The 21,176-nt window shown below is 66.9% G+C and carries 20 protein-coding genes; 11 read left to right on the top strand and 9 right to left on the bottom strand.

The window, feature by feature from the left end:
* Nucleotides 1-18: 18 nt before the first annotated feature.
* From ybeY to hrcA, 6 genes are all read right to left on the bottom strand, one after another.
* Nucleotides 19-561, bottom strand: a complete 543-nt coding sequence (gene ybeY, locus GFS60_RS12030; protein ID WP_109329011.1) for an rRNA maturation RNase YbeY — start codon at nt 559-561, stop codon at nt 19-21.
* 36 nt (nt 562-597) lie between these two features.
* Nucleotides 598-1,671 carry a PhoH family protein gene (locus tag GFS60_RS12025; RefSeq protein ID WP_159921481.1) on the bottom strand — a complete coding sequence of 358 codons (1,074 nt, stop codon included), beginning with the start codon at nt 1,669-1,671 and terminating at the stop codon, nt 598-600.
* A 138-nt stretch (nt 1,672-1,809) separates the two neighbouring features.
* The gene (locus GFS60_RS12020) at nt 1,810-2,571 is read right to left on the bottom strand and encodes an alpha/beta hydrolase family protein (protein ID WP_159921479.1); all 762 of its coding nucleotides are present in this window, start codon (nt 2,569-2,571) and stop codon (nt 1,810-1,812) included.
* 35 nt (nt 2,572-2,606) lie between these two features.
* The gene (locus GFS60_RS12015) at nt 2,607-3,368 is read right to left on the bottom strand and encodes a 16S rRNA (uracil(1498)-N(3))-methyltransferase (RefSeq protein ID WP_159921477.1); all 762 of its coding nucleotides are present in this window, start codon (nt 3,366-3,368) and stop codon (nt 2,607-2,609) included.
* A gap of 2 nt (nt 3,369-3,370) precedes the next feature.
* The gene (dnaJ, locus tag GFS60_RS12010) at nt 3,371-4,519 is read right to left on the bottom strand and encodes a molecular chaperone DnaJ (protein WP_159921475.1); all 1,149 of its coding nucleotides are present in this window, start codon (nt 4,517-4,519) and stop codon (nt 3,371-3,373) included.
* An 89-nt stretch (nt 4,520-4,608) separates the two neighbouring features.
* Nucleotides 4,609-5,652, bottom strand: coding sequence for a heat-inducible transcriptional repressor HrcA (hrcA, locus tag GFS60_RS12005; RefSeq protein ID WP_109335011.1), 1,044 nt, complete (start codon nt 5,650-5,652; stop codon nt 4,609-4,611).
* A 245-nt stretch (nt 5,653-5,897) separates the two neighbouring features.
* Here hrcA and GFS60_RS12000 point away from each other — a divergent pair, with 245 nt between their 5' ends.
* Nucleotides 5,898-6,215 (top strand): type II toxin-antitoxin system VapB family antitoxin, encoded by a 318-nt coding sequence (locus GFS60_RS12000; protein ID WP_005261240.1) that lies wholly within the window; start codon nt 5,898-5,900, stop codon nt 6,213-6,215.
* A gap of 19 nt (nt 6,216-6,234) precedes the next feature.
* On the opposite strand, the gene hemW is transcribed toward GFS60_RS12000, so the two are convergent.
* Complete coding sequence (gene hemW / locus GFS60_RS11995; RefSeq protein WP_201453557.1) at nt 6,235-7,443, bottom strand: radical SAM family heme chaperone HemW; 1,209 nt, start codon at nt 7,441-7,443, stop codon at nt 6,235-6,237.
* 150 nt (nt 7,444-7,593) lie between these two features.
* On the opposite strand from hemW, the gene GFS60_RS40360 reads away from it, so the two are divergent.
* From GFS60_RS40360 to cysC, 10 genes are all read left to right on the top strand, one after another.
* Nucleotides 7,594-7,695 (top strand): Ms4527A family Cys-rich leader peptide, encoded by a 102-nt coding sequence (locus GFS60_RS40360; RefSeq protein ID WP_374433888.1) that lies wholly within the window; start codon nt 7,594-7,596, stop codon nt 7,693-7,695.
* A gap of 120 nt (nt 7,696-7,815) precedes the next feature.
* A complete protein-coding gene (locus GFS60_RS11990) occupies nt 7,816-9,543 on the top strand; it encodes a nitrite/sulfite reductase (protein WP_159921473.1) in 1,728 nt (575 codons plus the stop codon).
* Nucleotides 9,540-10,277: a phosphoadenylyl-sulfate reductase gene (locus tag GFS60_RS11985; protein WP_159921471.1), complete on the top strand. Its 738-nt coding sequence runs from the start codon at nt 9,540-9,542 to the stop codon at nt 10,275-10,277. Before GFS60_RS11990 ends, GFS60_RS11985 begins: the two co-directional genes overlap by 4 nt.
* Nucleotides 10,274-11,227, top strand: a complete 954-nt coding sequence (gene cysD / locus GFS60_RS11980) for a sulfate adenylyltransferase subunit CysD (protein ID WP_109328997.1) — start codon at nt 10,274-10,276, stop codon at nt 11,225-11,227. The genes GFS60_RS11985 and cysD (GFS60_RS11980) overlap by 4 nt, the downstream gene beginning before the upstream one ends.
* A 2-nt stretch (nt 11,228-11,229) precedes the next feature.
* Nucleotides 11,230-12,546, top strand: coding sequence for a sulfate adenylyltransferase subunit 1 (locus GFS60_RS11975; RefSeq protein WP_159921469.1), 1,317 nt, complete (start codon nt 11,230-11,232; stop codon nt 12,544-12,546).
* 5 nt (nt 12,547-12,551) lie between these two features.
* The gene (locus GFS60_RS11970) at nt 12,552-13,307 is read left to right on the top strand and encodes a sirohydrochlorin chelatase (RefSeq protein WP_159921467.1); all 756 of its coding nucleotides are present in this window, start codon (nt 12,552-12,554) and stop codon (nt 13,305-13,307) included.
* Between the two features lie 113 nt (nt 13,308-13,420).
* Entirely contained in the window at nt 13,421-14,311 is an 891-nt protein-coding gene (locus GFS60_RS11965) for a universal stress protein (RefSeq protein ID WP_159921465.1), read from the top strand.
* Nucleotides 14,312-14,548: 237 nt separating this feature from the next.
* On the top strand, nt 14,549-15,352 hold the full coding sequence (gene stf0, locus GFS60_RS11960; protein ID WP_159921463.1) for a trehalose 2-sulfotransferase: 804 nt from the start codon (nt 14,549-14,551) through the stop codon (nt 15,350-15,352).
* Nucleotides 15,349-16,299, top strand: coding sequence for a sulfate adenylyltransferase subunit CysD (cysD, locus tag GFS60_RS11955; protein WP_159921461.1), 951 nt, complete (start codon nt 15,349-15,351; stop codon nt 16,297-16,299). Before stf0 ends, cysD (GFS60_RS11955) begins: the two co-directional genes overlap by 4 nt.
* Nucleotides 16,299-18,173: an adenylyl-sulfate kinase gene (cysC, locus tag GFS60_RS11950; protein WP_159921459.1), complete on the top strand. Its 1,875-nt coding sequence runs from the start codon at nt 16,299-16,301 to the stop codon at nt 18,171-18,173. The genes cysD (GFS60_RS11955) and cysC overlap by 1 nt, the downstream gene beginning before the upstream one ends.
* A 39-nt stretch (nt 18,174-18,212) precedes the next feature.
* Here the strand turns inward: cysC and GFS60_RS11945 are convergent, their stop codons facing one another.
* Complete coding sequence (locus GFS60_RS11945) at nt 18,213-19,703, bottom strand: UDP-N-acetylmuramoyl-L-alanyl-D-glutamate--2,6-diaminopimelate ligase (RefSeq protein ID WP_159921457.1); 1,491 nt, start codon at nt 19,701-19,703, stop codon at nt 18,213-18,215.
* 63 nt (nt 19,704-19,766) lie between these two features.
* Nucleotides 19,767-21,149: a sulfatase family protein gene (locus GFS60_RS11940; RefSeq protein ID WP_374433877.1), complete on the bottom strand. Its 1,383-nt coding sequence runs from the start codon at nt 21,147-21,149 to the stop codon at nt 19,767-19,769.
* Nucleotides 21,150-21,176: the final 27 nt, after the last annotated feature.

Below are 21,176 nucleotides of genomic sequence, written 5' to 3'. Positions count from 1 at the left end.
GAACCCTTCACGTCGCGGTTACTGATCCGGCGAGTCGAAGAACCCGGCCTTGCCGAGCAACTTCTGATCGCGGGCAGCGAGTGCCGCGTCCCGTTCGGCGCGGCGAAGGTCCTCGTACCACTCTTCGAGGAGCTGGTTCTGCAGGCCGAACATTTCTTTCTCTTCCTCGGGCTCCGCGTGGTCGTAGCCGAGAAGGTGCAGCACCCCGTGGACGGTGAGCAGCGCGAGTTCGTGGGCCAGCGGGTGACCGGCCTTGTCGGCCTGATCCGCTGCGAAGGACGGGCACAGCACGATGTCGCCGAGCATCGACGGTCCGGGGTCCGGCGCATCCGGCCGCCCACCCGGCTCGAGCTCATCCATCGGGAAGGACATCACGTCGGTGGGGCCCGGCAGGTCCATCCACCGCATGTGCAGGTCCGCCATGGTGGCCGAGTCCACGAGGACCATCGACAACTCGGCCGCGGGATGGACATCCATCCGTGCGATCACGAAGCGGGCAACGCTGATCAGCTCCTCTTCGGAGACGTCCATGCCCGATTCGTTCGAGACTTCGATGCTCATGTGTGTCGCTTCCTCCTGGTTCCGGCGACACTCACCCTACCGTCGCGGAGAACGCGAGTGCGCCGCTCTCCGCTGTGCGCGGTTTCCGAGCTCCACCTTGCCGTCGCGATCCGCCTCGAAACGCTCGTAGGCGTCGACGATGTCGGATACCAGCCGGTGCCGGACCACGTCGCTGCTGTTCAGCTCGGCGAAGTGGATGTCGTCGATGTCGCCGAGTATCTCGCTGGCGGCCCGCAGGCCCGATCGCGCGCCTCCCGGCAGGTCTACCTGGGTGACGTCACCGGTGACGACCACCTTGGAACCGAAGCCCAGCCGGGTGAGGAACATCTTCATCTGCTCGGCGGTGGTGTTCTGTGCCTCGTCGAGAATGATGAAGGCGTCGTTCAGCGTGCGACCTCGCATGTACGCCAGCGGCGCGACCTCGATGATGCCCGACTGCATCAGCTTCGGGATTGCCTCGGGGTCCATCATGTCGTGCAGCGCGTCGTGCAGTGGCCGCAGGTAGGGGTCGATTTTCTCGTGCAGCGTGCCGGGCAGGAATCCGAGCCGCTCGCCCGCCTCGACCGCGGGTCGGGTGAGGATGATCCGCGACACCTGTTTGGTCTGCAGCGATTGCACGGCCTTCGCCATCGCCAGGTACGTCTTGCCCGTGCCGGCGGGGCCGACGCCGAAGACGATCGTGTTGGCGTCGATCGCGTCCACGTACCGCTTCTGATTGAGCGTCTTGGGTCTGATGGTCTTGCCGCGCCGCGACAGGATGTCGAGAGTGAGTACCTCGGCGGGGGACTCGCTCAACCCCTGGGTCAGCATCCCGACGGTGCGCCGCACCGCATCGGGTGCGAGCGGCTGTCCCCGGCCCACGATGGCGGCGAGCTCTGTGATCACGCGCTCGGCCAGGGCAACGTCCCCGGGCTTCCCGGTGAGTGTGACCGCATTGCCGCGTACGTGGATGTCTGCATCCAGGACCCGCTCGAGAGCTCGCAGATTCTCGTCGGCAGAACCGAGGAGGGGCGGGACCGTTTCGGGTGGGAGATCGATACTCGAACGCACGGTGCGTTCCGCCGGGCGCGTGGCGCCGAACGTCTCGCCATTCTGGTCTTGTTCGCTCACGTGAGGTATATGGCCTACTTCCGGTTCCCGGCGATTCACGGCGGTCGCCGTGCTCTCCGCAGTCTATCGCTCGCAGGTCAGCGCGCCCACCCGGTTACGCGACAACACCGGCGTGATCGGCGACAGCGGCGGGGAACGTCACCAGGCGGCCGGACCGGTCAAGAGCGCATGCCGCGAGATCTTCCAACAGTCGGTCTCGGGATTCAGGAAGGCGTAGTGGTCTTCACCCTCGACGATATGCAGCGCGATCGGGTCCCCGGACGCCCGCGCGGCCTCGCTGTACCGCACGCTCACCTTCGCAGGCACTTGCACGTCCTCCGTGCCGTGCACGCAGACGACCGGTACGCCGATCGGAATCCGGTGATACGGAGACGCCGAGCGGTAGCGCTCGGGATCGTCGCCGAAGGGAACGCCTAGGAGGTCCTCGATGTACCCGATACGCCGCCCGCGCTCCCCCGCCGACGCGAGGTCGAGCGCCCCGGCCTGTGCCACGACCATGTCGGGCCGCACCGCGGTGTGCGATTGGCCGGCGAGCCACACGGCCAGCTGTCCCCCGGCCGAGTGCCCGACCACCCGAACGCGAGACAGGTCGAAGGCAACCGGCGACTGCTCGGCGACGGGACCGGCGATTGCCTCCAGCGCGGCGACGACGTCGGCGGACATCTCGTCCCACGCCCCACCCGCACCCAACCTGCGGTACTCGATGTTCCACACCGCGACTCCGTGCCGCGCCAGATCGACCGAGAAGCTCGTTCCCAGATTGAGGTGGTACTTGCCGCTCCAGAATCCGCCGTGCACGACCATCACCACGGGGACGGGACCCTCGACCGGCTCCTCGGGGGCGTAGAAGTGCCCGAACTGCTGCGGTTCGGTGCCGTAGGCGATACGAATGCGGTCCACGGGCAGTCAGATTAATCGCCGACGAAGACGCAGCGTCAGGCGATGGGGGCGGTTCCCCAGCGGTCCGTGAGCACGCCGAGGGCTCCGAGGGCGACCGCGGCCGCCGTGGAGGTCCGCAAGACGTGCGGTCCCAGCAGTACGGGGACGGCGCCCGCCTCCGTCAACGAGGCGACCTCGTCGTCGGCGAGGCCGCCCTCGGGTCCGACGACGAGCACGATCTCTGCGGCGGAACGCAGTGGCAGTTCGGCGAGTCCCTGTGTGGCCGCTTCGTGCAGGACCGCGACGACTCCGCCGCGGCCCACCACCTCACGCACGACGGCGAGTATCCCGGCGGTGCGGTGCAGCTCCGACACCTCGGGCACGATCGCCCGCCGCGACTGCTTGGCGGCGGCCACTGCGGCGCTACGCCAGCGAGCGACGCCCTTCGCCACCTTGGGACCCTCCCACTTGGCCACGCACCGCGACGACTGCCAGGGAATGATCGCATCGACACCGGCCTCGGTGGCGAGTTCGACGGCCAGCTCCGAGCGGTCCGCCTTCGGCAGTGCCTGGATCACCGTGACCGTGGGCGACGCTGCAGATACCTGACGACGCTCGTGGACGGTGAGTTCGAGCCGGTCCTTTCCGGCTGCGGTGACTTCGGTGTCCGCGAGGCCTCCGCGTCCATCGGCGAGGACGATCCGCTCACCGACACCGATTCGGCGCACGGTGGCCGCGTGCCTGCCCTCGGGGCCGTCGAGTACCGCGGTCTGCCCGACCTCGGGCAGGGGGTCGAGGAAGAAGACGGTGGCCGCCACCGTCAGCGGCCGCTGAACGCTTCGCGCAGGCGGGAGAACAGCCCACCGCTGTGTTGCGACTGGGTGGAGACGACCTCGGCGACGTCCCGGTCACGCAGATCGCGCAGCTCGCGGAGAAGCTTGGCTTCCTTGTGGTCGAGGCGCGAGGGCACGACGACCTCGAGGTGCGCGTGCACGTCGCCGCGTACACCGGAGCGCAGCTTCGGCATGCCGTGTCCGCGCAGGACCGTCACCGACCCGGGCTGGGTGCCGGGTTCGATGACGATGTCCTTGGGGCCGTCGATGATGGTGTCGATGGTGACCGTGGTTCCGAGCGCGGCGTCGACCATCGGCACCCGGACGGTGCAGTGCAGATCTTCGCCGTCGCGGACGAATACCTCGTGTGCCTGCTCGACGACCTCGACGTACAGGTCACCGGCCGGACCACCGCCGGGGCCGACCTCGCCCTGCGCGGCGAGCCGGATCCGCATACCTCCGGCGACGCCGGCAGGGACCTTGACGGTGATGTCGCGGCGGGCGCGCACGCGGCCGTCGCCGCCGCACTTGTGGCAGGGATCCGGGATGGTTTCGCCCGCGCCGCGGCACGTCGGACACGGACGGGAGGTCATCACCTGACCGAGGAACGAACGCTGGACCGACTGCACCTCACCGGCACCGCCACACGTCTCACAGCGCACGGGCTTGGAGTTTCCGTTGGTGCCGGAGCCGGTGCAGCTGTCGCACAGGATCGCCGTCTCGACCGCGACCTGCTTGCTCACGCCGGTCGCGCATTCGGCCAGAGTCAGACGGGTGCGCAGGAGGGAGTCCGCTCCGGGCTGCACCCGGCCGCGGGGACCGCGTCCCGCGCCACCTCCGCCACCGAAGAACGCTTCGAACACGTCGCCGAGGCCGCCACCGAAACCGCCACCGAAGCCGGCACCCGCACCACCACCGGAGGACAGCGGGTCGCCACCGAGATCGACGATGCGCCGCTTCTCCGGGTCGGACAGCACCTCGTAGGCCGTCGAGATCTCCCGGAACCGAGCCTGCGCCGACTCGTCGGGGTTCACGTCGGGATGCAGTTCCCTCGCAAGCTTGCGGTAGGCGCGCTTGAGCTCCTGGTCGGTCGCCTTCTGGTCGACGCCGAGCGTTGCGTAGTAATCCCGTGCCACGTTGAGTCTCTCGTCCTTCTCTACTTCGTCATCTCGCTATTGATCCGTCTTCGCGTCCCCGGCTCCCGTCGAGCTCACGGGTCCGGCGGTTACCGCTCGGCGAGTACCTGGCCGATGTATCTGGCAACGGCTGCCACCGACGCGATTGTTCCCGGATAGTCCATTCGGGTGGGTCCGAGCACTCCCATGCCGCCGAGCACGGTGCCGGCGGCGCCGTAGCCGGTGGAAATGACCGAAGTGCCGCGCATCTGCTCCACCTGTGTTTCTTCGCCGATCCGCACGGTGACGGTGCCGGCATCCTGGGTGGCGGCCAGCAGTTTCAGGACCACCACCTGCTCCTCGAGCGCCTCGAGGACGGCCCGCAACGAACCGGGCAGCCCGCTGATACCGGTGAAATCGGCGGCGTTGCGGGTGAGGTTCGCCGTGCCGCCGAGCACCAGCCGCTCCTCGGGGTGTTCGACGAGCGTTTCCACGAGCACGGTGGCCGAACGGACCACGGCGTCGCGGAGGTCTTCGGGAGCCTCTTCGGCGAGTTCCGACACGGCGATCGACGCCGCCGCCAGCCGCTTGCCTTCGAGCGCGCCGCCGAGGAGCCGGCGCAGACGTGCGAGGTCTTCGTCGTCGAGGACGTCACCGAGTTCGACGATGCGTTGATCGACGCGGCCGGAGTCGGTGATCAGCACCAGCAGCAGCCGGGCGGGTGTCAGGGCGACCACCTCGAGATGACGAACGCTCGACGCCGAAAGTGTGGGATATTGCACAACCGCGACCTGCCGCGTCAGTTGCGCGAGGAGCCGCACGCCCCGCCTGAGCACGTCGTCCAGGTCGACACCCGACTCCAGGAACTCCAGGATGGCCCGCCGCTCCGCGGTCGACAGTGGCTTCACTTCGGCGATGCGGTCCACGAACTGCCGGTAACCCTTGTCCGTGGGCACGCGGCCGGAACTCGTGTGCGGCTGGGCGATGTATCCCTCGTTCTCGAGGAAGGCCATGTCATTGCGTACGGTGGCGCTGGAAACCCCCAGGTTGTGCCGCTCGACCAGCGCTTTGGACCCCACGGGCTCCTGTGTGGAGACGTAGTCGGCGACGATCGCGCGTAGAACCTCGAAACGTCTGTCGTCAGTACTCGACACCGCCATCCACCTCCAGTTCTCGATCATCACGAATACGGCCCTCACCGAACCGGGTTCGGTGAGGCCCTCACGTCCCCTGAGCTCCGTGCGTAGGCACGTGCATCGCGGCTCGATCCAGTCTAATCGTCCGGACGCCCGCACCCGTCGAGGCCTTACTGTGGTGACCGGAAGTCGCGCATCGGTGACCAGCTGGATATTCGGGCGTCGATGAGCGCACGGCACGACTACGGGCGGATGACGAGGCGATGATTTTCAAAGGTGTCATGGACGGCAAGCCCTACCCGGACCACGGTTTGTCGCTGCGCGACTGGTCCAAGATCCCGCCGCGGCAGGTTCGACTCGACGAAATCGTCACCACGACCAAGGTTCTGGAACTCGACCGGCTGCTGTCCGAGGATTCGACGTTCTACGGCGACCTCTTTCCGCACGCCGTGCAGTGGCATGGGGTGCTGTACCTCGAGGACGGACTACACCGGGCGGTGCGGTCGGCCCTGCGGAACCGTGTGGTGCTGCACGCGCGGGTGTTCGACTACGACGAGATGCCCGGGATCGTGACCGCCTGACCGCCTGATCGCTGTCCGGCTACCGGAGAACGGTCCTGACCACGGCATCGGCGAGGAGCCGTCCCCGATCGGTCAGCACCAGGTGGTCGCCGTCTCGCAGCAGAAGCCCGTCCTTCACTACTGCGTCGGCGGAGCGGCGTTCCCCGGCGTCGAGCTCGGCTACCGGCAGGCCCGTCCGCAACCGTGCGGTCAGCATCACCCGTTCGAGGTGGCGATCCTCGTCGGTGAGGTGTTCACTTCCGCCGACCGGTAGCGATCCGGCCGCGAGCTGCTCGGCATAGCGGGCCGGGTGTTTGACATTCCACCAGCGCACGCCCCCGACGTGACTGTGGGCGCCCGGGCCGGCTCCCCACCAGTCACCGCCGTCCCAGTACCCCAGGTTGTGCCGGCATTCCGCTCCGCTCACAGCCCAGTTCGACACCTCGTACCAGGTCAGACCGGCGTCGGCGAGGCGGGCGTCGATACGTTCGTAGCGCGATGCCAGCACGTCGTCGTCCGGTGCGGGCAGTTCACCTCGACGGACTTTCCTGGCCAGCGCGGTACCGTCCTCGACGATCAGCGCGTAGGCCGAGACGTGGTCGACCCCCGCCGAGAGCACCGCATCCAGCGAGAGGTCGAGGTCCTCGTCGCGTTCGCCCGGTGTGCCGTAGATGAGGTCGAGGTTGACGTGCTCGAACCCGGCGGCCCGCGCTTCGAGGGCGGCGGCGACCGCCCGACCGGGAGTGTGCGTCCGATCGAGCACTTTCAGGACGTGCTGGGCTGCGGACTGCATGCCCAGCGAGACGCGGGTGTACCCGCCTGCGCGGAGCCGGTCGAAGAACTCCGGCGATGTCGACTCGGGGTTCGATTCCGTGGTGACCTCGGCGCCATCGGCCAGCCCGAAGCTCGCGCGGACGGCGCCGAGGACGTCGGCCAAACCGTCACCGCCCAGCAGTGAAGGGGTACCGCCGCCCACGAACACCGTGTCGACGGCCGGCGCCCCGGTCAGCTCCGCTGCCGCGTCGAGTTCGCGGCGCAATCCCTCCATCCACGACTGCGGGGACGCCGACGTGCCGAGTTCACCGGCCGTGTAGGTGTTGAAATCGCAGTAACCGCAGCGTGTGGCGCAGAACGGAACGTGGATGTAGATGCCGAACGGACGACTCCCCACACCGGCGAGAGACCGTTCCGGCAGCACGAAGGGGTCCGCCTCGCGCAGACTGCCGGGGGTCGTACTCGTTCCGCTCACTCCTCCAGTGTCCACGGTGTTGCGTCGCGGCGATTCCACGGGCCGTGTCACCTCCCGACCGACCGGAAGAAATGCACGCAAGCGTGATATTTCCCGCAAAAATGGTGGAAATCGGTCCCCGGCTCGGAGTCAGCGATCTGACGTGGCACAATGGACCGCATGACCGGACCCGGAGTGCGACTGGTGGCACGTCGCCACGTCGATCTCAAGCGTGTCTGCAGCTGTTGTTGTCTGCCCTGCTGCGCGCAGTAAACCAGCCTGTCAGCCCGTTCATCATTCTTCTCGACTTCCGGCCGGATTCGTACGCCCCGAGCGAGGAACAGCGTTCCTCCTCGGCCTCAGCCGGTGCACCGTGAGACACAGGAGTGCTCCATGACGTCGACCACCGACGCCTCCCCCGCTGCCACCGACGCAGCTCCCGCGCCCACTCGCACCCGCACGGCGAAGCCGACCCGCCGACGGGCCGAGGGACAATGGGCCCTCGGCTACCGCGAGCCGCTCAACGCCAACGAGCAGGCGAAGAAGGACGACAACCCGCTCAACGTCCGGGCACGCATCGAGAACATCTACTCGAAGCAAGGTTTCGACAGCATCGACAAGAGCGACCTGCGTGGCCGCATGCGCTGGTGGGGTCTTTACACCCAGCGCGAGCAGGGTTACGACGGCACCTTCACCGGTGACGAGAACATCGACCTGCTCGAGGCCCGGCACTTCATGATGCGGGTGCGGTGCGACGCCGGCGCACTCAACGTCGAACAGCTCCGCACCATCGCCGGTATCTCCACGGAGTTCGCCCGCGACACTGCCGACCTCTCGGACCGCGAGAACGTCCAGTACCACTGGATCGAGGTCGAGAACGTCCCGGAGATCTGGAAGCGCCTCGAAGGTGTCGGTCTCAAGACCACCGAAGCGTGCGGCGACTGCCCGCGCGTGGTGCTGGGTTCGCCTCTCGCCGGTGAGTCGCTGACCGAGGTCCTCGATCCCACGCCCGCGATCGACGAGATCGTCCGCCGCTACATCGGGAAGCCCGAGTACTCCAACCTGCCGCGCAAGTTCAAGACCGCCATCTCGGGTCAGCAGGACGTGGTCCACGAGATCAACGATGTCGCGTTCATCGGTGTCAACCATCCGGAGCACGGTCCCGGTCTCGACCTCTGGGTCGGCGGCGGACTGTCCACCAACCCCATGCTCGCGCAGCGCGTGGGCGTGTGGGTGCCGCTCGACGAGGTCGCCGACGTCTGGGAAGCCGTTGTCTCGATCTTCCGTGACTACGGCTACCGCCGGCTGCGCGCCAAGGCCCGGCTCAAGTTCCTCGTGAAGGACTGGGGTATCGAGAAGTTCCGTGAGGTGCTCGAGACCGAGTACCTGAAGCGCAAGCTGATCGACGGCCCGGCGCCGGAGAAGCCGCTGCGTCCCATCGATCACGTCGGCGTGCAGAAGACCCGCAACGGCCTCAATGCCGTCGGGGTCGCGCCCATCGCCGGCCGTGTGTCGGGCACCATTCTCGCGAAGGTCGCCGACGCTGCCGAACGCGCCGGCAGCGACAAGATCCGCTTCACGCCCTACCAGAAGCTGATCATCCTCGACGTCGCCGACGACAAGCTCGACCAGCTGATCGCCGACCTGGACGAGGTGGGTTTGCCCGCTCGTCCGTCGCACTGGCGCAAGAACCTGATGGCTTGCTCGGGCATCGAGTTCTGCAAGCTGTCGTTCGCGGAGACGCGCAAGCGCTCGCAGGTGCTGGTTCCCGAACTCGAGCAGCGGCTGGCCGACATCAACGCGCAGCTCGATGTGCCGATCACGATCAACATCAACGGCTGCCCCAACTCGTGCGCCCGTTCCCAGGTCGCCGACATCGGATTCAAGGGAATGCTCGTCGACGACGGCGAAGGCAACCAGGTGGAGGGCTTCCAGGTCCACCTCGGTGGCAGCCTCGGTTTCGATGCAGCTTTCGGCCGGAAGCTCCGGCAGCACAAGGTCACCAGCACCGAACTCGGTGACTACATCGATCGCGTCGTCCGCCAGTTCGTGAAGCATCGCAACGAAGGTGAGCGCTTCGCGGAATGGGTCGTTCGAGCTGACGAAGGAGACTTGCGGTGAATCTCGCCACAGCCACACACGACGATCTCCGGCTCCTTGCCGAGCGCGGAGCAGCAAACCTCGAAGGTGCCACCGCGCACGAGCTGCTGCAGTGGACCGAAGAGACGTTCGGGGACGGTGCGAGCGACGCGACGGGGTATCGGAACAGCTACATCGTCGCGTCGAACATGCAGGACGGTGTTCTGGTCCACCTCGCCGCCCAGGTTCATCCCGGCGTGGACGTGTTGTTCCTCGACACCGGCTATCACTTCGCGGAGACCATCGGCACCCGCGATGCCGTGGAGCAGGTGTACGGGGTCAACATCATCAACGCCCGCGCCGAGGCCAGCGTGGCCGAGCAGGACGCGGCGGAGGGCAAGGATCTGTTCGCCCGTGAGCCCAACCGGTGCTGCGCACTGCGCAAGGTCGCGCCGCTGAAGAAGACTCTCGCCGGTTACAAGGCCTGGGTCACCGGTATCCGGCGGGTCGAGGCCCCCACGCGGGCCAACGCGCCGCTGATCTCGTTCGACGAGGCGTTCGGTCTGGTGAAGATCAACCCGATCGCCGCGTGGTCCGACGAAGACATGCAGGCCTACATCGACGAGCACTCGATTCTCGTGAATCCGCTTGTCGACGAAGGTTATCCGTCCATCGGGTGCGCTCCGTGCACCAGCAAGCCAGCCCCCGGCAGCGATCCGCGCAGCGGCCGCTGGGCCGGTCAGGCCAAGACAGAATGCGGGTTGCACGCCTCATGAGCATCGATTTCTCCACCTCCGTTGCCGACACGGGCGTTCGCCCGCAGTTGAACGGCACTCAGTTCGACACACTCGACGCGCTCGAGTCGGAAGCGATCCACATCTTCCGTGAGGTCGCCGGCGAGTTCGAACGTCCGGTCATCCTCTTCTCGGGTGGCAAGGACTCGACGGTGCTGCTGCATCTGGCCATCAAGGCGTTCTGGCCTGCACCGCTGCCCTTCGCCCTGCTGCACGTCGACACCGGCCACAACCTGCAGGAGGTGCTGGACTTCCGCGACCACGTGGTCTCGAAGTACAACCTGCGCCTGCACGTCGCGAAGGTCGAGGACTACCTGGCCGACGGTCGCCTCACCGAACGTCCCGACGGGATCCGCAACCCTCTTCAGACTGTGCCGTTGCTCGACGCGATTGCCGAGAACCGTTTCGACGCCGTCTTCGGTGGCGCTCGCCGCGACGAAGAACGCGCCCGGGCCAAGGAGCGCATCTTCTCACTGCGCAACGCGTTCGGCCAGTGGGACCCGAAGAAGCAGCGCCCAGAACTGTGGAACCTGTACAACGGCAAACACTCCCCCGGTGAGCAGGTCCGTGTGTTCCCGCTCAGCAACTTCACGGAACTCGACATCTGGCGCTACATCGCCCGCGACAATGTCGAACTCGCCAGCATCTACTACGCCCACCAGCGTGCGGTGTACCAGCGCGACGGCATGTGGATGACCCCGGGCGTGTGGGGCGGTCCGACCGAGGGCGAGGAACTGCAGACCTTGTCGGTCCGATACCGCACTGTCGGTGATGGATCGACCACCGGCGCAGTCCTTTCCGACGCCGCCGACAACGAGGCGATCCTCGCCGAGGTCGCGGCATCCCGATTGACCGAGCGCGGCGCGACACGCGGCGACGACCGAGTTTCCGAAGCGGCCATGGAAGACCGCAAGCGAGAGGGCTACTTCTGATCATGAGCGACCTCCACGTGGGTAGCCCCCGAAGCACCCAGTTACTTCGGCTCGCCACCGCCGGCAGTGTGGACGACGGCAAGTCCACTCTCGTGGGCCGACTGTTGTACGACACGAAGTCGGTACTCGCCGACCAGATCGATGCCGTCACCCGGGCCTCGGTCGACAAGGGTCTGTCCACCCCCGACCTGTCGCTGCTGGTGGATGGTCTGCGCGCTGAACGCGAGCAGGGCATCACCATCGACGTCGCCTACCGGTACTTCGCCACCCCACGCCGGTCCTTCGTGCTGGCCGACACCCCCGGGCATGTGCAGTACACCCGCAACACCGTGTCGGGAGCGTCCACCGCGCAGCTGGTGATTCTGCTGGTCGACGCCCGTAAGGGTGTGATCTCGCAGACCCGTAAGCACGCTGCAGTTCTGGCTCTGCTCGGGGTTCCCAAGCTGGTGCTGGCGGTCAACAAGATCGACCTCGTCGAGGATCCGGCCAGTGTGTTCGCCGAGATCTCGGCCGAGTTCAACTCGCTCACCAGTTCACTCGGCTGGGCGTCCGAGGACGTCCTCGAGATCCCCGTGTCAGCACTGCACGGCGACAACGTCGCGGTCCGATCGGACAACACGCCGTACTACGACGGTCCCACCCTGATCGAGCACCTCGAGTCCGTGCCGGTGGACGCCGAACCGCACCGGGTCGGCCTCCGCTTCCCGGTCCAGTACGTGATCCGACCCCGTACCCCCGAATTCCCGGATTACCGCGGATACGCCGGGCAGGTCGCGGCAGGTGCGGTGGAGCCCGGGGACGAAGTGGTGATCCTGCCGTCCGGTGTGCGCACCACGGTGACCCGGATCGATACCGCGGACGGTGAACTCGACAGCGCACACGCAGGCCGGAGCGTCACCCTGGTTCTCGCCGACGACGTCGACGTCTCGCGTGGCGACGTCATCGCCTCGCCTGCAGATGCGCCGGAACCGCTCGGTGAGTTCGATGCCACCGTGTGCTGGTTGGCCGAGAAACCGCTGCGGCCCGGGGCGCGCCTGCTTCTCAAGCACGGCACCCGCACCACCCAGGCCATTGTCGGCACCCTGGTCGAGCGTCTCAACGAGCAGGAACTCACCTCCGAGCCCAGCCCGGAGTCGTTGGAGCTCAACGAGATCGGGAAGATCTCGGTGCGTGTCGCCGAACCGATCTTCGCGGACGACTACACGGTGAACCGCCACACCGGCAGCTTCCTGCTGATCGATCCGGCCGGCGGCAACACGCTCGCCGCAGGACTCGTCGGAGACGCCATCGCCTCGGTGGAGCTCGGCGAGCGCGTCTGAGTGCAGTGACGCCGCTGATCGCTGTCGCGCACGGCAGTCGCGACCCCCGCAGCGCGCAGGTGGTGGCGGCTGCCGTGTCGGCGCTGCGCGAGAGACGTCCGGACCTCGATGTCCGCCTGTGCTTCCTCGACCTCACTGCGCCGTCGGTCGATCAGGTGATCGACGCGGTGGCCGCGGAGGGCCATGACTCGGTGGTGGTCGTGCCGATGTTGCTGGGCGCTGCCTTCCACGCCCGGGTCGACCTACCCGCACTTCTCGACGCCGCCCGGCGACGGCACCCCCGGCTCGAGGTCCGTCAAGCCGACGTACTCGGGCATGATCCCCGGCTCCTCGACGCCGTCCGTGACCGGATCGTCGAGGCCGGCGGCTCCACCGGCGAGTCCGGTCTCGGGGTGGTCCTCGCGGCGGTCGGCTCCTCGGACCCGGCAGCGAACGACCGAACCCGGAGGCTGGCCGACGCACTTCTCGCCGGCACCCGGTGGTCCGGCGCTGTCACCTGTTTCGCCACTTCAGCCGAACCGACGGTGCAGCAGGCGATCGCGCATCTTCACGCGGCAGGCGCGTCACGCATCGTGATCGCGCCGTGGTTCCTCGCCCCCGGACTGCTCACCGACCGGCTGAGCCGTGCAGCCGAGTCCTGCGCAGGCGACATCACCTACTCCGCCACCATCGGACCGCACGCCCGGCTGCTCGACGTCATGCTCGATCGGTATGCGGACACGCGCACCGAGTCGCGGACGTGCACGGTCTTGTCCGCCTGAGCACCCGCCGGCCGGCACCAAAAACGGAATCAACCCCTCGCGTCACATTCCTTCTCCCCTGGCGCACCGCCGTCGTTCTGGATCAAACTGAAACAGAGGCGAGGGAGTCCACCATGGCTACTGAGATCATCCGGCACGGAATCGTGGCAGGCATCGACGGATCGGACGGCGCAGTGGAGGCGGCGCAGTGGGCCGCCTCCGCAGCGGAGCGCTTCGAGGAGCCGCTGCGCCTGGTCCACGTGCTGCCCAAGCATCCCGAGTCACGCGGCCGGGCCCCCGCGGGCGAGGCCCGGCACGACTTCCGCGCCGAGGCAGAGGCGCTCCTCGCGGCAGCGGAACGCGCGTTGCGTGACGGCCGTGCCGACGTGGAGATCGAGCGGAGCATCGTCGACGGACCCCCGGCACGCGTGTTGATCGATCTGTCCCGTACCGCGCGGATGATCGTCCTCGGACCTGCGGCCACCAGTGAAATGAAATCGGTGTATGCCGGTTCCGACGTCGTGCGGGTGTCGAACCACGCCGAATGCCCGGTCGTTGTGTGGCGTGGGATCCAGGGCCACGAGGTCAGCGGCAATCGCCCGATCGTGGTGGGTGTGGACGGCAGTGAACTGAGCGACATGGCGGTATCCCACGCCTTCGAGTTCGCATCGTTCTTCGGCGCCCCACTGGTCGCCGTGCACACCTGGGCGGAGCACTCCACGTTCGGGGCGTGGTACTCGGAGGCGCGGCGATTCATGGACTGGACCGACCTCGTTCAGCACGAGGAGGCCTGGCTCGCAGAGAGCCTTGCCGGATGGTGCGAGCAGTACCCCGACGTGGAGGTCACGCGGTGCCTCGAGCGGGGCGGGCCGATGAAGGTACTCCTCGAGTACTCGTTCGGGGCGCAGTTGATCGCCGTCGGCAGTCACGGGCGCAGCCCCTTCACCGCGTCGTTCATCGGCTCCACCAGTCAGAGCCTGATCCACCACGCACGGTGCCCGGTGCTGGTCTGCCGTAAAGGCTGAGCGCACGCAGGCAATTGCGATCAGTCTGATTAATATCGACGTAGTACAGAACCAATCTTGTGCCGGAATCCGGCGTCGCATCCAGCAATCCGAAATACTTCTGAACTGCGTCTTTTTGGTTGATCGCAGTGTCACAACACCCCATGCACAGCCTGCAGAAAAGACAAGTGTTTCCATCACGCAAAATCAAATGCACCACCGATTGCGACACTTGATTTCGCGTTTATAGTTTCCGGCATGCCGGAGCCCCAGTCGTACCTTGTCTGCGCGTCGCAGCGTAGTGGCAGCACTTTGCTCGTCGAGTCACTTCGCGCCACCACGGTGGCCGGCAATCCTGAGGAGTTCTTCCAGTATTTGCCGTCCACCAGCCGGTCACCGCAACCGCGGCAGTGGTTCGAGGGTGTCACCGACGAAGCGGTGCTCTCACTCCTCGCGCCGCTGGAACCGGGGGTCGAGGACACCCGCACGGCCGAGCAGTGGCGCGATCAACTACTCAGTCTCGGGCGCACACCCAACGGGGTGTGGGGCGGAAAGCTCATGTGGAACCAGGTTTCCCTGCTGCTCGATCGCGCGGCGGGGTTACCCCACCGTTCCGGCGCCGATCTCCGGTCCGCCCTCGACGAGGTTCTCGGCACGGACATCACTTTCATTCACGTGTACCGGCCCGATGTCGTCGATCAGGCGGTGTCGATGTGGCGGGCCGTCCAGACCCAGGTCTGGCGCGACGACGCGACTCCACCGGCACCGAACGACGGCGCCGAGTACAACGCCGAAGGCATCGCCCACCTTGCGCGGATTTTGCGTGACCAGGAGCGCGGCTGGCGCGACTGGTTTGCGGCGGAGAACCTGTCTCCTCTCGAGGTCAGCTTCACCGATCTGGTGGCCGATCCGCAGGCCACCACTGCGAAGGTTCTTCTTGCGCTCGGGTTGGATCCGGACTTGGCACCGCCGCCGCCACTGAAACGCCAGAGCGACGGCCGCTCCCGCGAATGGGCAGAACGCTATCGCGTCGAAGCAACGGCGAAGGGGTACCCGGTATGACCCACGGTTCTATCGTTGCGGATTCCAGATCTGCGGAATCCACAGTCGCCCCCGTCGAGGAACTGCGCGCACTCGAGGCCGAGGCCGTGCACATCATTCGCGAGGTCGTGGCCGAACTGGAACGGCCGGTACTGCTCTTCTCGGCCGGCAAGGACTCGATCGTTCTACTTCGCCTCGCGGAGAAAGCCTTTCGTCCGTCGCCTGTTCCCTTTCCCGTGCTCCATGTGGACACCGGTCACAACTTCCCGGAAGTACTCGAGTTCCGGGACCGGCGACTCGCCGAGGGCGGGCACTCGCTCCTCGTCGCGTCCGTGCAGGAGTCGATCGATCGTGGCCGGGTCACCGAGGCGGGCGGTCCGAGCGGGTCACGGAACCGGCTGCAAACACGCACGTTGCTCGACGCGTTGGAACAGCACCGATTCGACGCCGCGTTCGGTGGCGCCCGGCGGGACGAGGAACGGGCCCGCGCGAAGGAGCGAGTGCTCAGTTTCCGCGACGAGTTCGGCCAATGGGACCCGCGTGCGCAGCGCCCCGAGCCGTGGTCGCTCTACAACGGGAGAATTCGCCGGGGCGAACAGGTGCGCGTGTTTCCGTTGAGCAATTGGACGGAAGTCGACATCTGGCGGTACATCGAACTCGAGAATCTCGAGCTGCCGTCGATCTATTTCGCACACCGCCGCACAGTGTTCGAGCGCGACGGGATCCTTGTGGGCGTGTCCGAACACACGCAGCCCGCGCCCGGTGAGGTGGTGCAGGAACTCCGGGTCCGATATCGGACGGTCGGCGACCTCACCATCACGGGTGCCGTCCTCTCCGAGGCCGACAACGTCGCGGGGGTTATCGACGAGATCATGGCCGCCACCGTCTCCGAACGCGGCCAGACCCGAGCCGACGACCGAACGTCGGCTGCAGCAATGGAAGACCGGAAGCGCGAGGGCTATTTCTGATGACCATCACTGCACCGCGCCAACTGCTGAGACTCGCGACTGCAGGCAGTGTCGACGACGGAAAGAGCACGCTGATCGGCCGGCTCCTTCACGACACCGGAAGCCTGCCCATCGATCACCTCGACGCGGTGACCGACGAAGATGGGAACGCGGACCTTGCCGCCCTGTCCGACGGCCTACGGGCCGAACGGGAGCAGGGAATCACGATCGACGTCGCATACCGCTTCTTCTCGACCGCCTCCCGTAGTTTCGTACTCGCCGACACGCCCGGGCACGAGCGGTATACCCGCAACATGTTCACCGGGACGTCCAACGCACACGTCGCGATGTTGCTGGTCGATGCGCGGACCGGAGTGCTCCGCCAAACCCGGAGGCACGCACGCATCGCCGAACTGCTCGCAGTGCCTCACGTGGTGGCAGTCGTGAACAAGATCGATCTGGTGGGTTTCGACGAGGCACGCTTCCGGGAGGTCGAGTCCGACCTCCGCATACTTGCCGGGCATCTGGGTGCGGCCGATCTCACCGTGATCCCTGTGTCGGCGACACTGGGCGACAACGTCGTGCACCGCTCCAGCACCACTCCGTGGTACGCAGGTCCCACTCTGCTCGAGTATCTCGAATCCGTGGAACTCGCTGCCCCATCGGCGAACACCGCTCAGCTGCGCTTGCCCGTCCAGTGGGTTGCGCGCCCGACTGAAGGCCGCCGACGGCGCTACACCGGTCGACTGTCGGCCGGCACTCTCACAGTCGGCGACGAAGTTGTGGTGTTGCCCGCGGGCGCGCGAAGCACGGTGACCGCCCTCGATACGCTCGACCCCGAACGCTCCGTCGCCGTCGCGCCCCTGTCGGTGTCGCTGGAACTTGCCGACGACATCGACGTCGCACGGGGCGATCTCATCGTCAGTGCCCGCGCCGATGCCTCGGCGCCGGTGCCGGCGCGAGAGATCGATGCGACCGTGTGCTGGCTCGGTGAAACCCCTTTGCGTGCCGGCGATCGCATCGCCGTGAAGCACACGTCCCGCACCGTTCGCGCCACGGTGCAGGCGTTGCACACTCGACTGGACCCGGAAACTCTCGACGAACACGACTCCCCCGCCGAACTCGCTCTCAACGACATCGGTCGAATAACGCTGCGCACCAGTACCGTCGTCCTCGCCGACACGTATGCGGAAAACCGGGATGGCGGCGCATTCATCCTCATCGACGAGAGCAGTAACGACACGATCGGCGCCGGCACTGTCCTCGATTCCCGGGAAGTGGTACCGGGAGCGCAGACGAGACGCGATATCACCTGGCACCCTTCCTCTCTCGACCGTGGCCGTCGATGGGCGGCGACGGGTCAGCGCGGCGCCACCATCTGGCTCACCGGGCTTCCCGCCTCGGGGAAGTCGACGGTGGCTGTAGCACTCGAACGCACGCTCGTCGACGCGGGGCGAACGGCGTATCTGCTCGACGGCGACAATGTGCGGCACGGAATCTCCGACGATCTGGGGTTCAGCCCGGGGGACCGCGCCGAGAACATCCGGCGAGTCGGACACCTCACCCGATTGTTCGCCGACGCCGGGGTGGTCGCCATCGCCTCGATGGTGTCTCCACTCCGGTCGGATCGCACCATCGCGAGGGCCCTCAACGAGGCGGCGGGACTGCCGTTCCTCGAGATTCACGTGAGCACGCCGGTAGAGGAATGCGAACGACGAGATCCGAAGGGCCTCTATGCTCGTGCGCGGGCCGGCGAGCTGCGTGGCCTCACAGGTGTGGACGCGCCTTATGAGGAGCCCGATGATCCGGACCTCGCGTTCGATACCACGGGTGCCGATCTCGACGAGCTCGTACAACGCATCCTTGCCGTACTGGCCCGACACGAGGTTCGGTAGCGCTGGCGCGGCGCCGTCGAGGCTCGAGGCCGGGTCTGCTCACGCCCGCGCGGACCGGAGTACGGCGTCATAAAGGGCGACGCGATCATCGAAAGGTCGCCGGACCCGGCCGAAATCCTGCACGGCGTCGGAACCGCGACCCGCTACGACGACGACGTCACCGGGTGCGGCCAGCGTGACCGCGGTCGCGATGGCCTCGCCGCGTTCGGGGACGACGAGTACCTCAGCGGTCTTCACCCTCCGCGCCGCTCCTGCGACGTCGTCCCGCAGCACCTCGGCATCTTCCGAGAACGGGCTTTCGTCTGTGACGACGACGATGTCGGCGAGCTCGGCTGCCGTCGTCCCTAGCGGGGCGCGCTTACCCGGATCACGATTGCCCGTCGCCCCGATGACAACGATGACCTTGCCCCGGGTCAGGGAGCGAAGATACGGGAACAACCGCCGCTGACCTCCCGTGTTGTGCATGTAGTCGACGAAGGCCAGGAAGGGCTGGCCGGCGTCGATCGCTTCGAGACGACCCGGCACGGTGTCGAGGCTTTCGATTCCGGCGATCGCGCCGTCGAGGTCGACCCCGCGCACAGTCAGAGCCGTGACGGCGGCAAGTGCGTTGTCCACCTGATGTGCTCCCAGGAGCCGCAGTCGAATCGTGGTCGTCCCCGACGGGCCGTGCAACCTGAACGAAGTTCCACCCTCGTCGGCGTGCACGTCGTCTCCGTAAATATCTGCCGCCACAGACCTCGAGGAAAAGGTCAGACGGGGCACGGACACAGTGGCGGCAAGGCGGCGACCGAATTCGTCGTCTATGCCGATTGCCGCTGTCGCACAACGCTCGGCGCTGAACAGCCTCGCCTTCGCGGCAAAATAAGAATCCATATCTTTGTGGAAATCGAGATGGTCCCGTGCCAGATTGGTGAATACGGCTACACCGAACGACGTTCCGTCGACGCGATGCAGCGCGAGCCCGTGGCTGGACACCTCCATCGCCACCGCGGAGACCCCCTGGTCTTTGAAAGCCGCGAGAGTTTGGTGGAGTTCGGAGGCCTCGGGAGTGGTCCGGACAGCGTCCCGCGAACCGCGGCGTCCCCGCACCGTGATGCCGGTAATCCGTCCGGCGGCAATTCCGGCGCCGCGCAAACCTGCCTCGAGGAGATATGCGGTGCTGGTCTTTCCGTTCGTTCCCGTCACGCCGTAGACATCGAGTGCGCCGGAGGGATTTCCGTAGAGTGCGGAAGCGAGCGGCCCCACAGCACACCGCGGATCGTCCACGACGATGGTCGGCAGGAGTTCCGACGGGTGGTCACTCAGCATCGCGACCGCACCACGCGAGACGGCTTCGGCGGCGAACGCGGCGCCGTGCCAGCGCTGGCCGGGCAGCGCCGCATAGAGGTCGCCCGGCCGGACGAGACGCGAGTCCTGACTGATACCCGTCACGACTTCCTCCCCGGTCCCGAAGAGCACTGCCGCCGCGCCGAGGCGGCGCAGCACCTCGCGCAGAGGTGTGGGCGGACGGGACGGGCAATCGATGCTCACGCTCTCAGTGCACCACTGCCACGGGGCGTGCGAGGGCTGAACCGGATCTTCGATTTCGGCCGGTCAGGTGTCGGTGTTGTTCCGCGGTTCGTCGAGGATGCCGCGCTCCGCGCTGTACGCCGACCGCACATCGGGCGTGCGGTCCAGTTTGGCGAGATACTTCTCCATTGCGGTTCGGGCGTAGGCGGTGCCCTCCTCATCGCTCGGAATGGCGTCGCCGGTGGCCCGTCGCCACGCGTGAAGCTCGAGCGACAACTCGGCCTGGATGCCGGCGAAGGATTCGGTGTCTGCGACGTTCACGCGTTCGTCGGGATCGGCAGCGAGGTCGTAGAGCTCCCTGCTCGGGCGTGGCGCGAGGTGCTCGGTACCCATCGCGTCACCGGACAGGCTGTTCTGGATGTCGAGCGGAAGGTCGAGAACGGGCCGAGGCGCATAGTTCTCGATGTAGCTGTACTGCTTCGATCGCACAGCGCGGATCGGGTCGAACGTGTCGTGGAAGGTCTTCTCGGTGAACACCACCTCGCGCGCCTGGTCGTTCGACGCACCCAGTAGCTGTTCGGCGTGGGAGACGCCCTCCACCTCCGCGGGCACCGGCACACCGAGCAGGTCGAGAAGGGTGGGCACCAGATCCACACCACTGAACAATCCGTCGTAGACACGGGGCGCCGCGCGCAACCGGCGCGGTGGGCGGATGATCGTCGCGATCCCGGTGCCCGGCGCATACAAGGTCGACTTGGCCCGGGGGAACGCTTCGCCATGGTCGGTGAAGAACACGACCCACGTGCTGTCGTCGAGTCCCTCGGCCTCCAGCGTGTGCAGCAGCCGTCCAACGGCCGCGTCCGCCACCTCGATCGAACCGTGAAACCCGGCCAGGTCTTCGCGCACCTGCGGCCGGTCCGGCAGGTACGACGGCACCGCGAAGCTCTCCGGGTCGGCCGGCCGGTAGCGGTCCGCCGGGTACGGGCGGTGCGTCTCGAAGAATCCCGCCGTCAACAGGAACGGCTGTGGCGGGAATCGGGACAACCACCCGGACGCACGATCGGTGACGTAGTCGCAGTACGAATTCGTCACGTCGTACTCGTGGTAGCCGAGCCGCTTCGGGTATGCCGTCTCGTGCTGCATGCCGAACAGGGCCGTGTACCACCCGGCGTTCGACAGAAGAGACGGCAACGTCTGCACGTCGTCGTGATACTGCCATCCGTGATGGGCGAGTCCGACGAGACCGTTGCTGTGCGGGTACCGGCCCGAAAAGAGAGCGCCCCGCGACGGGGAGCACAGGGGTGCCACCGCGTGCGCGTCGGTCAGCCGCACTCCCTCCGCGGCGAGCCGGTCGAGGTTCGGACTTCGCACACCGGACGCACCGTAGCAACCCAGATGTCTGCCGAGGTCGTGCCAGTGCACGATCAGCACGTTGTCGCGGGTTGCGGGCACTGCCGGAGTTGTCACAATCGCCTCCTCGTCGGCTCGGGATTA

Origin of the sequence: Rhodococcus sp. WAY2 (genome assembly GCF_009859915.1) — a bacterium.
GTDB classification, from domain to species: Bacteria; Actinomycetota; Actinomycetes; order Mycobacteriales; family Mycobacteriaceae; genus Rhodococcus_F; species Rhodococcus_F oxybenzonivorans.
This window is presented reverse-complemented; position numbering and strand designations above follow the sequence as displayed.

Excerpts from the sequence above, each read along its gene's own strand:
- ybeY (WP_109329011.1), bottom strand. The coding sequence starts at position 561 with ATGAGCATCGAAGTCTCGAACGAATCGGGCATGGACGTCTCCGAAGAG.
- GFS60_RS12000 (WP_005261240.1), top strand. The coding sequence starts at position 5,898 with ATGATTTTCAAAGGTGTCATGGACGGCAAGCCCTACCCGGACCACGGT.
- GFS60_RS40360 (WP_374433888.1), top strand. The coding sequence starts at position 7,594 with ATGGACCGCATGACCGGACCCGGAGTGCGACTGGTGGCACGTCGCCAC.
- GFS60_RS11990 (WP_159921473.1), top strand. The coding sequence starts at position 7,816 with ATGACGTCGACCACCGACGCCTCCCCCGCTGCCACCGACGCAGCTCCC.
- cysD (WP_109328997.1), top strand. The coding sequence starts at position 10,274 with ATGAGCATCGATTTCTCCACCTCCGTTGCCGACACGGGCGTTCGCCCG.
- GFS60_RS11975 (WP_159921469.1), top strand. The coding sequence starts at position 11,230 with ATGAGCGACCTCCACGTGGGTAGCCCCCGAAGCACCCAGTTACTTCGG.
- GFS60_RS11965 (WP_159921465.1), top strand. The coding sequence starts at position 13,421 with ATGGCTACTGAGATCATCCGGCACGGAATCGTGGCAGGCATCGACGGA.
- stf0 (WP_159921463.1), top strand. The coding sequence starts at position 14,549 with ATGCCGGAGCCCCAGTCGTACCTTGTCTGCGCGTCGCAGCGTAGTGGC.
- cysD (WP_159921461.1), top strand. The coding sequence starts at position 15,349 with ATGACCCACGGTTCTATCGTTGCGGATTCCAGATCTGCGGAATCCACA.
- cysC (WP_159921459.1), top strand. The coding sequence starts at position 16,299 with ATGACCATCACTGCACCGCGCCAACTGCTGAGACTCGCGACTGCAGGC.